The sequence below is a fragment of the Pseudomonas sp. RC4D1 genome, assembly GCF_018390395.1.
Classification (GTDB): domain Bacteria; phylum Pseudomonadota; class Gammaproteobacteria; order Pseudomonadales; family Pseudomonadaceae; genus Aquipseudomonas; species Aquipseudomonas danubii.
In genome coordinates, this window is record NZ_JAHBAW010000001.1 from 357,501 (window position 1) to 368,495 (window position 10,995).

5 protein-coding genes, 2 tRNA genes, 4 rRNA genes and 1 pseudogene (1 of these 12 cut by a window edge) are annotated in these 10,995 nt (G+C 57.0%); 10 read left to right on the plus strand and 2 right to left on the minus strand.

Annotation, left to right across the window (positions count from 1 at the left end):
* The 8 genes and pseudogenes from KHO49_RS01700 to KHO49_RS31405 form a co-directional block, all read left to right on the plus strand.
* Positions 1–350: ribosomal RNA gene (locus KHO49_RS01700) — 16S ribosomal RNA — on the plus strand; it begins 1,189 nt to the left of the window's first position.
* Between the two features lie 123 nt (positions 351–473).
* Positions 474–550: transfer RNA gene (locus KHO49_RS01705), tRNA-Ile, on the plus strand.
* 10 nt (positions 551–560) lie between these two features.
* Positions 561–636: transfer RNA gene (locus tag KHO49_RS01710), tRNA-Ala, on the plus strand.
* Between the two features lie 221 nt (positions 637–857).
* Positions 858–3,749, plus strand: a 23S ribosomal RNA gene (locus KHO49_RS01715).
* Between the two features lie 146 nt (positions 3,750–3,895).
* Positions 3,896–4,011, plus strand: a 5S ribosomal RNA gene (gene rrf, locus KHO49_RS01720).
* Between the two features lie 113 nt (positions 4,012–4,124).
* Positions 4,125–4,240, plus strand: a 5S ribosomal RNA gene (rrf, locus tag KHO49_RS01725).
* Together the 16S, 23S and 5S rRNA genes with 2 tRNA genes alongside form the textbook arrangement of a ribosomal RNA operon.
* A gap of 575 nt (positions 4,241–4,815) precedes the next feature.
* Positions 4,816–5,841: pseudogene (locus KHO49_RS31400) on the plus strand (HAMP domain-containing protein); the annotation flags it as partial.
* 69 nt (positions 5,842–5,910) lie between these two features.
* Positions 5,911–6,696, plus strand: coding sequence for a methyl-accepting chemotaxis protein (locus tag KHO49_RS31405; RefSeq protein ID WP_371826218.1), 786 nt, complete (start codon positions 5,911–5,913; stop codon positions 6,694–6,696).
* Between the two features lie 69 nt (positions 6,697–6,765).
* Here KHO49_RS31405 and KHO49_RS01735 read toward each other — a convergent pair whose 3' ends face one another.
* On the minus strand, positions 6,766–7,530 hold the full coding sequence (locus tag KHO49_RS01735; protein WP_102882659.1) for a thioesterase II family protein: 765 nt from the start codon (positions 7,528–7,530) through the stop codon (positions 6,766–6,768).
* Between the two features lie 300 nt (positions 7,531–7,830).
* Here KHO49_RS01735 and lapG point away from each other — a divergent pair, with 300 nt between their 5' ends.
* Together lapG and lapD are read left to right on the plus strand one after the other, a co-directional pair.
* Positions 7,831–8,523, plus strand: a complete 693-nt coding sequence (gene lapG / locus KHO49_RS01740; RefSeq protein WP_102882660.1) for a cysteine protease LapG — start codon at positions 7,831–7,833, stop codon at positions 8,521–8,523.
* A gap of 14 nt (positions 8,524–8,537) precedes the next feature.
* Entirely contained in the window at positions 8,538–10,484 is a 1,947-nt protein-coding gene (lapD, locus tag KHO49_RS01745; RefSeq protein ID WP_102861885.1) for a cyclic di-GMP receptor LapD, read from the plus strand.
* A gap of 43 nt (positions 10,485–10,527) precedes the next feature.
* On the opposite strand, the gene KHO49_RS01750 is transcribed toward lapD, so the two are convergent.
* Positions 10,528–10,866 carry a tryptophan synthase subunit beta gene (locus tag KHO49_RS01750; protein ID WP_102861886.1) on the minus strand — a complete coding sequence of 113 codons (339 nt, stop codon included), beginning with the start codon at positions 10,864–10,866 and terminating at the stop codon, positions 10,528–10,530.
* Between the last annotated feature and the right edge of the window lie 129 nt (positions 10,867–10,995).

The following is a 10,995-nucleotide window of genomic DNA, read 5'->3' on the forward strand; positions in this document are numbered from 1 at the left end:
GTCAAGTCATCATGGCCCTTACGGCCTGGGCTACACACGTGCTACAATGGTCGGTACAAAGGGTTGCCAAGCCGCGAGGTGGAGCTAATCCCATAAAACCGATCGTAGTCCGGATCGCAGTCTGCAACTCGACTGCGTGAAGTCGGAATCGCTAGTAATCGCGAATCAGAATGTCGCGGTGAATACGTTCCCGGGCCTTGTACACACCGCCCGTCACACCATGGGAGTGGGTTGCACCAGAAGTAGCTAGTCTAACCTTCGGGAGGACGGTTACCACGGTGTGATTCATGACTGGGGTGAAGTCGTAACAAGGTAGCCGTAGGGGAACCTGCGGCTGGATCACCTCCTTAATCGACGACATCAGCTGCTTCATAAGCTCCCACACGAATTGCTTGATTCATTGAAGAAGACGATAGAAGCAGCTTTAAGCTCCAAGCTGATAGCTCCAAGCTAACAGTTACAAGCTCGAAATTGGGTCTGTAGCTCAGTTGGTTAGAGCGCACCCCTGATAAGGGTGAGGTCGGCAGTTCGAATCTGCCCAGACCCACCAATTTTGTTATGGGGCCATAGCTCAGCTGGGAGAGCGCCTGCCTTGCACGCAGGAGGTCAGCGGTTCGATCCCGCTTGGCTCCACCATAAACTGCTTCTGAAAGCTTAGAAATGAGCATTCTGCTTGAATGTTGATTTCTAGTCTTTTGATTAGATCGTTCTTTAAAAATTTGGGTATGTGATAGAAAGATAGACTGAACGTTACTTTCACTGGTAACGGATCAGGCTAAGGTAAAATTTGTGAGTTAAATTGCAAATTTTCGGCGAATGTCGTCTTCATAGTATAACCAGATTGCTTGGGGTTATATGGTCAAGTGAAGAAGCGCATACGGTGGATGCCTTGGCAGTCAGAGGCGATGAAAGACGTGGTAGCCTGCGATAAGCTTCGGGGAGTCGGCAAACAGACTTTGATCCGGAGATCTCTGAATGGGGGAACCCAGCCATCATAAGATGGTTATCTTGTACTGAATACATAGGTGCAAGAGGCGAACCAGGGGAACTGAAACATCTAAGTACCCTGAGGAAAAGAAATCAACCGAGATTCCCTTAGTAGTGGCGAGCGAACGGGGACTAGCCCTTAAGTGGCTTTGAGATTAGCGGAACGCTCTGGAAAGTGCGGCCATAGTGGGTGATAGCCCTGTACGCGAAAATCTCTTAATCATGAAATCGAGTAGGACGGGGCACGAGAAACCTTGTCTGAATATGGGGGGACCATCCTCCAAGGCTAAATACTACTGACTGACCGATAGTGAACTAGTACCGTGAGGGAAAGGCGAAAAGAACCCCGGAGAGGGGAGTGAAATAGATCCTGAAACCGTATGCGTACAAGCAGTGGGAGCAGACTTTGTTCTGTGACTGCGTACCTTTTGTATAATGGGTCAGCGACTTATTTTCAGTGGCGAGCTTAACCGAATAGGGGAGGCGTAGCGAAAGCGAGTCTTAATAGGGCGTCTAGTCGCTGGGAATAGACCCGAAACCGGGCGATCTATCCATGGGCAGGTTGAAGGTTAGGTAACACTGACTGGAGGACCGAACCGACTACCGTTGAAAAGTTAGCGGATGACCTGTGGATCGGAGTGAAAGGCTAATCAAGCTCGGAGATAGCTGGTTCTCCTCGAAAGCTATTTAGGTAGCGCCTCATGTATCACTGTAGGGGGTAGAGCACTGTTTCGGCTAGGGGGTCATCCCGACTTACCAAACCGATGCAAACTCCGAATACCTACAAGTGCCGAGCATGGGAGACACACGGCGGGTGCTAACGTCCGTCGTGAAAAGGGAAACAACCCAGACCGTCAGCTAAGGTCCCAAAGTTATGGTTAAGTGGGAAACGATGTGGGAAGGCTTAGACAGCTAGGAGGTTGGCTTAGAAGCAGCCACCCTTTAAAGAAAGCGTAATAGCTCACTAGTCGAGTCGGCCTGCGCGGAAGATGTAACGGGGCTCAAACCATACACCGAAGCTACGGGTATCACGTAAGTGATGCGGTAGAGGAGCGTTCTGTAAGCCTGTGAAGGTGAGTTGAGAAGCTTGCTGGAGGTATCAGAAGTGCGAATGCTGACATGAGTAACGACAATGGGTGTGAAAAACACCCACGCCGAAAGACCAAGGTTTCCTGCGCAACGTTAATCGACGCAGGGTTAGTCGGTCCCTAAGGCGAGGCTGAAAAGCGTAGTCGATGGAAAACAGGTTAATATTCCTGTACTTCTAGTTATTGCGATGGAGGGACGGAGAAGGCTAGGCCAGCTTGGCGTTGGTTGTCCAAGTTTAAGGTGGTAGGCTGGAATCTTAGGTAAATCCGGGGTTCTAAGGCCGAGAGCTGATGACGAGTTACCTTTTAGGTGACGAAGTGGTTGATGCCATGCTTCCAAGAAAAGCTTCTAAGCTTCAGATAACTAGGAACCGTACCCCAAACCGACACAGGTGGTTGGGTAGAGAATACCAAGGCGCTTGAGAGAACTCGGGTGAAGGAACTAGGCAAAATGGCACCGTAACTTCGGGAGAAGGTGCGCCGGTGAGGGTGAAGGACTTGCTCCGTAAGCTCATGCCGGTCGAAGATACCAGGCCGCTGCGACTGTTTATTAAAAACACAGCACTCTGCAAACACGAAAGTGGACGTATAGGGTGTGACGCCTGCCCGGTGCCGGAAGGTTAATTGATGGGGTTAGCTAACGCGAAGCTCTTGATCGAAGCCCCGGTAAACGGCGGCCGTAACTATAACGGTCCTAAGGTAGCGAAATTCCTTGTCGGGTAAGTTCCGACCTGCACGAATGGCGTAACGATGGCGGCGCTGTCTCCACCCGAGACTCAGTGAAATTGAAATCGCTGTGAAGATGCAGTGTATCCGCGGCTAGACGGAAAGACCCCGTGAACCTTTACTATAGCTTTGCACTGGACTTTGAATTTGCTTGTGTAGGATAGGTGGGAGGCTTTGAAGCGTGAACGCCAGTTTGCGTGGAGCCATCCTTGAAATACCACCCTGGCAACTTTGAGGTTCTAACTCAGGTCCGTTATCCGGATCGAGGACAGTGTATGGTGGGTAGTTTGACTGGGGCGGTCTCCTCCTAAAGAGTAACGGAGGAGTACGAAGGTGCGCTCAGACCGGTCGGAAATCGGTCGTAGAGTATAAAGGCAAAAGCGCGCTTGACTGCGAGACAGACACGTCGAGCAGGTACGAAAGTAGGTCTTAGTGATCCGGTGGTTCTGTATGGAAGGGCCATCGCTCAACGGATAAAAGGTACTCCGGGGATAACAGGCTGATACCGCCCAAGAGTTCATATCGACGGCGGTGTTTGGCACCTCGATGTCGGCTCATCACATCCTGGGGCTGAAGCCGGTCCCAAGGGTATGGCTGTTCGCCATTTAAAGTGGTACGCGAGCTGGGTTTAGAACGTCGTGAGACAGTTCGGTCCCTATCTGCCGTGGACGTTTGAGATTTGAGAGGGGCTGCTCCTAGTACGAGAGGACCGGAGTGGACGAACCTCTGGTGTTCCGGTTGTCACGCCAGTGGCATTGCCGGGTAGCTATGTTCGGAAAAGATAACCGCTGAAAGCATCTAAGCGGGAAACTTGCCTCAAGATGAGATCTCACTGGGATCTTGAATCCCCTAAAGGGCCGTCGAAGACTACGACGTTGATAGGTTGGGTGTGTAAGCGCTGTGAGGCGTTGAGCTAACCAATACTAATTGCCCGTGAGGCTTGACCATATAACACCCAAGCAATTTGCGAACTCGAAAGAGACCAGATTGCGGTGTGTGAAGACGAAACAAACCGAAAGTTTGCACAACACACAAATCTATTACATACCCATTCGCTGGCACGTTGCATCAGCAACGGACTGGCTACCGAATTTCTTGACGACCATAGAGCGTTGGAACCACCTGATCCCATCCCGAACTCAGAAGTGAAACGATGCATCGCCGATGGTAGTGTGGGGTTTCCCCATGTGAGAGTAGGTCATCGTCAAGATTAAATTCCGAAACCCCAATTGCGAAAGCAATTGGGGTTTTGTCTTTATGTAGAAGTTACTGATTTTGCTGACACGTTCGACTCTAGAGTCCAACGGATCGGCCACAGAATTTCTTGACGACCATAGAGCGTTGGAACCACCTGATCCCATCCCGAACTCAGAAGTGAAACGATGCATCGCCGATGGTAGTGTGGGGTTTCCCCATGTGAGAGTAGGTCATCGTCAAGATTAAATTCCAAAACCCCTGTTTGCTGATGCAGACAGGGGTTTTGTTTTTGCGCTCGATAAAGTCTGGGTAATCAAGTCACAAGGCCCTGCGGAGTACCTGTAGCTGCCTTGAACAGACGGCTATTACCAGCGTTCGACTCTATCCTTAACGCCGGGCTCTACGCCGCTTGCCGCTCCTGCGGGCAATCAACTTACACCACCAGATATAAATGCCATCAGCCACAGCCCACAATTGCCGGGCAAGACCAGGGTTGTAGTGGAGCTCAAGCAGAAACGGCACCAGGTTCTCTCTGTAAGCCGCAGGCTCCCCTCAAAGCGCTTGAGCACTGACCGGATCTAGATGCTGTCGGTCATCTGAAAATGCGCGGCGGACGCTCTGGAATGCCGTTCGGCGGGAATCTGCAAGTTCAGACAAGTAATTCAGATAAATCTCTAAGGGTTCGGGGATTCTTGCCGAAAGACTGATAAGACATGTGTGCACCAAAGTAGAGCGGCCGGAGAATGTCGCCTGCACTGTTACATGGAATGTTGCTATACGGACGCATCCCCACTTTCGGCATAAGAAGTCCCATGAAATGAATCTCAAGTTCAGCCATAAAATCCTTTTGGCCGCCTCCGGCGTAGTGGTTCTGGCTTTTGCGTTGTTCACTTTGTACAACGACTACTTGCAGCGAAACACTATCCGACAGAACCTCGAGTCCTCCATCCAGCAGGCCGGTGAGCTCACCTCCAGCAGCGTGCAGAACTGGATGAGCGGGCGAATCCTGGTGCTCGAGAACCTGGCGCAGAACGTTGCCCACCAAGGTCACAACGCAGACTTCCCGGGCCTGGTGGATCAGCCAGCCTTCACCTCGAATTTCCAGTTCACCTATGTCGGCCAAGCCAATGGCACCTTCACCCAGCGTCCTGATGCGAAGATGCCCGACGGCTACGATCCGCGTCAGCGGCCCTGGTACAAACAGGCCGTAACCGCCGATAAAACCATGCTGACCCCGCCCTACATGGCGGCTGTCGGCGGTCTGGTGGTCACCATCGCTATGCCGGTGAAGAAGCAGGGAGAATTACTCGGTGTGGTCGGTGGCGACCTGAGCCTGGAAACCCTGGTGAAGATCATCAACTCGGTGGACTTCGGCGGCCTGGGCCATGCCTTCCTGGTCAGCGCCGACGGTCAGGTGATCGTCAGCCCGGACAAAGACCAGGTGATGAAGAACCTCAAGGACATCTATCCAGGCGCCAATGTACGGATCGCCAGCGGCAACCAGGAAGTGGTCCTGAACAAACAGGAACGCATCCTTTCCTTCACCCCGGTGACCGGTCTGCCGAATGCCGAATGGTACATCGGTCTGTCCATCGACAAGGAAAAGGCCTACGCACCACTGAGCCAGTTCCGTACTTCTGCCTTGATCGCCATGTTTATCGCTGTGGCGGTGATTGCGGTATTGCTGACTCTGCTGATCCAGGTGCTGATGCGCCCGCTGATCACCATGGGCCGGGCGATGCAGGACATTGCTCAGGGCGAAGGCGACCTGACCCGGCGTCTGGTCGTGGAAAGCAAGGACGAGTTCGGCGAGTTGGGCAGTTCGTTCAACCAGTTCGTGGAACGGATTCACGCCTCGATTTCCGAAGTGTCCTCGGCTACTCGCCAGGTGCATGATTTGTCGCAACGGGTAATGGCATCGTCCAACGCGTCGATCATCGGTTCCGACGAGCAGAGCGCCCGCACCAACAGCGTGGCCGCAGCGATCAACGAACTGGGTGCTGCCACCCAGGAAATCGCCCGCAACGCCGCCGATGCCTCGCAACACGCCAGTGGCGCCAGCGAGCAGGCCGACGACGGTCGCCAAGTGGTGGAGCAGACCATCCAGGCGATGACCGAGCTGTCGCAGAAGATCAGCCTGTCCTGCACCCAGATCGAGACCCTGAATGCCAGCACCGACAACATCGGGCACATTCTTGATGTGATCAAGGGCATCTCCCAGCAGACCAATCTGTTGGCCCTCAACGCCGCCATCGAAGCGGCCCGTGCCGGTGAAGCCGGCCGTGGTTTCGCCGTGGTGGCCGATGAGGTGCGTAACCTGGCCCACCGTACCCAAGAGTCGGCGGAAGAGATCCACAAGATGATCACCTCCCTGCAGGTCGGGTCCCGCGAGGCGGTCTCGACCATGAATGCCAGCCAGGCGTCCAGCGAAGAGAGCGTCGAAGTGGCCAACCAGGCCGGTGCACGGTTGATCAGCGTGACTCAGCGGATCGGCGAGATCGATGGCATGAACCAGTCGGTGGCTGCGGCAACCGAGGAACAGACCGCGGTGGTGGAGACTCTCAACGTCGACATCAACCAGATCAACCTGCTGAACCAGCAGGGCGTTGCCAACCTCAACGAAACCCTGAAGGACTGTGATGCACTGTCGCAGCAGGCCAGCCGCCTGAAGCAACTGGTGGACAGCTTCAAGATCTGAGGCCGTCAGGGACCGCCCCTAAAGCCCGCTCCTGCATCACAGCAGAGCGGGCTTTTTCATGGGCGGCGTTCAGGTCAGGTGTTCCCCCAGCAGCCCCAGGTGCGTGTTGATCACTTGCAACAGGCGCTGGCGCTGAGACTTGATGAAGAAATGGTTGCCGGCCACTTCAATCAGTTCGAATTCGCGCCCAGTGAACTCTCGCCAGTTGAGCATATGGTTGGCTGTCGCCAGCGGGTCCTCACTGCCATAGAAAGCCGTCAGCGGTATGTCGAGGCAGCCGCTGGAGGTGTCGTACCAGGTTTCGAAGAGTTTCAGGCCGTTGCGCAGCAAGCGTTCGTAGGATTGCAGGTCGTTTTGCCCCCGGGGCATCTCCAGGGGGCTGGCGCCGAGAGTCAGGATCGCTTCGCGGAATGCCGCGATGGGCAATGAGTGCAGCAAAGGCCGGCGGGGCAGGCTGTCAGGGCTGCGGCAGCCAGAGACGAACAGGTGGCGGGTCTGCTGTGGAAACCGCTCCTGGGCGTACTTGCAGGTTTCGTACGCCAACAGTGCCCCCAGGCCGTGGCCGAACAGCGCATGGGGCTTGTCGAGCCAGGGATTGAGGGCGGCGAACGTGTTTTCCAGCAGGCTCGGCCAGTTGTCACAGGGCGCTTCGTCGCGGCGTGGGCCGTGCCCCGGAAGGTTGATCACCACCAGCTCGATGTGATCGGCCAGGCTGTTGGACCACACCCGCAGTTGCTCCGCTGCCGCCCCGGCCTGGGGAAAGCAGATCAGGCGTATGCGGGTGGCGTGCCCTGAGTTGATCACCAGCGTCCATTGTCGGGTGTCGGTGTACACAGCTTTTCCTTAAGCAAGGTGGCCCGTGGGCGGGATCTCGTTGCGGACAAGAGGCCGTTGGAGGGGGACGTCCCAGTCCGCGAATGGTTTCTAACATAGTGGCTGGCGCGGCTGAATGCACGTGGCGACGGGTGAAATTCATGGGCTGTCGCCGGCAACGCAAAGGCCACTTGAAGCTATTCTCTGAGTGTTGAATGCAGGCCCTTCCCTGTTGGCCGGTGATTGTAAGGTGCCATTGTTTTTTGTCGGGCCAGCCTTCACCATCAGCCGATTTACGACAGCTCCCATGGACTCATTGCATTGGCGGCACGTTTAGCTCTTTTTCGGACCTTGCGCTGGTTCTGCTCGGCACTGCTGCTGGCTGGCGCGCTGCTGGGCAGTCTGCACGCCGACTGGGATTTTTCCCTGATCAGCCGCCGTGCCACGGCGCTCTACGGTCCCCTGGGCGAAGGTCAGCAACGTATCGATGCCTGGCAGCACCTGCTGGCCACGCAGAAGCAGGTGCCCGAGCGCGAGCAGTTGAAAGTGGTCAACCTGTTCTTCAATAAGAACATGCGCTACATGGAAGATATCGATCTGTGGCGTCAGGTGGACTACTGGGAGACGCCGATCGAGGCGCTATGGAAGGGCGCCGGTGACTGCGAGGACTATGCGATTGCCAAGTACTTCAGCCTGCGGCGTCTCGGGGTGTCCAGTGACAAACTGCGCATCACCTACGTCAAGGCCTTGCGCCAGAACCGCGCGCACATGGTCCTGACCTACTATTCCACGGCGGACGCCATGCCGCTGGTGCTCGATAGCCTGGAGGACTCGATCCGCCCGGCCAGCGAGCGAACCGACCTGCTGCCGGTGTATTCCTTCAATGCCGAAGGGTTATGGCTGCCGGGCGCCAAAGGCAACAAGCGGGTCGGTGATACCAAGCGCCTGTCCCGTTGGCAGGACGTGTTGAAAAAAATGCAGGCCGAAGGTTTCCCGGTCGAGACGACTAACTAGGAGCACGAGCTCAGATGTCTTTGTTCAAACAACTGTTGATCGCAATCTGTGTGTTCCTGGTGGTCGCCTTCAGCGGCAGCTTCATGGTCAGCCTGGAAAGTTCACGCACCCAGTATGTCAATCAGCTGCGCTCCCATGCCCAGGACGCGGCCACGGCCCTGGCCTTGTCGCTGACACCGAATATCGACGATCCGGCGATGGTCGAACTGATGGTCAGTTCGATCTTCGACAGCGGCTACTACGCCAGCATCCGGGTGGTGGACCTGGCCACCGACAAGACCATCGTCGAGCGCAACGGCATCCCGGAAGTCAGCAATGTGCCCCAGTGGTTCGTCAAGCTCATCGGCCTTGAGCCTGCCGGCGGCGATGCTATCGTCAGTCGCGGCTGGGAGCAGGCGGCGCGGGTCGAGGTGCTCAGCCATCCGATGTTCGCCGTGGCCAAGCTTTGGCAGAGCGCCCTGGGCAGCCTGGGCTGGCTGTTGATCTGTGGTGCGGTGAGCGCGGTGCTCGGTGCCCTGTTGCTGCGGCGCCAGCTCAAGCCGCTTGACTACATGGTCCAGCAGTCCCATGCCATTGCCCGCCGCGAGTTCCTCAGCCTGCCGCAACTGCCCCGAACCCCGGAACTGCGCCGGGTAGTGCAGGCGATGAACCAGATGGTCGAGAAGCTCAAGGCGCTGTTCCAGGAGCAGGCCGAGCGCAGTGAAAAACTGCGCATCGAGTCTTACCAGGACAGCCTGACCGGGCTGGCCAACCGGCGTTATTTCGAAATGCAGCTGCATGCCCGGGTGAGCAACCCGGAGCAGGCCAGTTCCGGTTACCTGCTGCTGTTGCGGGTCAAGGACCTGGCTGGCCTGAACCAGCGTCTGGGGGGCCAGCGCACCGACCAACTGCTGCAAGCGGTGGGAGAGCAATTGCTGCGCGAGTGCAACAAGTACCCCGAAACCCAGAACCTGGTGACCCGGGTCCGCGGTGGCGAATTCGCCGTACTGGCGCCCGGCCTGGTGCGTGAGGAAGCCATCCAGCTGGCCCAAAGCTTGGACAGCGCTCTGGGCAACCTGCATGCCACCGGCGCCACCGACGTTGCGGCAGTAGCCACCATCGGTCTGGCGGCCTTTGCTCACGGAGATTCGCCACAAGCGGTGCTCAGCCTCGGCGATCAGGCCCTGGCCCAGGCCGAAGCCCAGGGCGAGACCAACTGGGCCTGCCTGGACCAGGGGGGCGGCGCTCAAGTCGGGGATGATCACCATGCCTGGCACCGGCTGCTGGACCGGGCGCTGTCGGAGCAGCGCTTCAAGCTGTATTTCCAGCCGGTGGTGGCGGCCCAGGACACCACGCTGGTGCTGCACTACAAGGTGTTGTCGCGGTTGCTGGACGAGCAGGGCCAGACCATCCCGGCCGGGCGCTTCCTGCCCTGGTTGGAGCGCTTTGGCTGGACGTCACGCCTGGATCTGCTGATGTTGGAACAGGTGTTGAAGCAGATGGTCGGACATGACCACTGCCTGGCGTTGAACCTGTCTGCAGCCACCCTGGAAGATCCTCAGGCCCTGAACCGGGTATTCGAGATTCTGCGCCAGCACTCTGACCTGGGACCGCGCCTGACCCTGGAAATCGGTGAGGAACAGCTGCCTGAGCAGATTCAGCTGGAACAGTTGACCCGGCGCCTGCGGGAACTGGGCTTCTCCCTCAGCCTGCAACGCTTTGGCGGGCGCTTCAGCATGATCGGCAACCTGGCGCGCTTGGGCCTGGCCTATCTGAAGATTGACGGCAGCTACATCCGCGACATCGATCAGGAAAGCGACAAACGCCTGTTTATCGAAGCTATCCAGCGGGCTGCCCACAGCATCGACCTGCCGCTGATTGCCGAGCGGGTCGAGACCCAGGGCGAGCTGCAGGTGATTCGCGAGATGGGGCTGTATGGCGTGCAGGGGCAACTGTTCGGCGAGCCAGCACCTTGGGCTTGAACGTGCATTCGCCGGCAAGCCGGCTCCTGTAGGCGAGGGGCTTTCAGATCAAACCGGTTTCATCATCATTGATCAGCCGGCTGAGTCCACCCAGGGCCTCACGGGCCTGGGTGCGATCCATCAGCTTGGCCTGAGCCGCCGCCGGCAGGTCGGTGACGCGAATCACGCCCTTGCTGGTCAGGACCTGAATCAGGTCGTCCAGCACCCGGATCATTTCCAGGTCACTCTGCTTGAGCTGCTTGAGACTGACTTCCACCGCCTCGTTGGCGTACCAGGTCTGGATCTCGTGGTGATCGGCGGGCAGCGTCTCGGTAGCCTCGGCGTAAGCGGCGGCTTCCACGCGAATCAGCTGACCTTGCGCATCGCGTTGCACGTAGAACATGGCAAATCCCTCAGGCTTTTTTAGGCATCCGGCTGTCAGCAGCATAGGCCAGCGCAGCATTCAGAGCGCGAGTATGCGGTGCGCCGCGACAATCGTCACGGCGCAGGCTGTTGGCCAGGACCCGGCAAC

Bases quoted from the DNA above. Each gene is read 5' to 3' on its own strand.
- lapD (WP_102861885.1), top strand. From the start codon at position 8,538: ATGTCTTTGTTCAAACAACTGTTGATCGCAATCTGTGTGTTCCTGGTG.
- KHO49_RS31405 (WP_371826218.1), top strand. From the start codon at position 5,911: ATGGCATCGTCCAACGCGTCGATCATCGGTTCCGACGAGCAGAGCGCC.
- KHO49_RS01750 (WP_102861886.1), bottom strand. From the start codon at position 10,866: ATGTTCTACGTGCAACGCGATGCGCAAGGTCAGCTGATTCGCGTGGAA.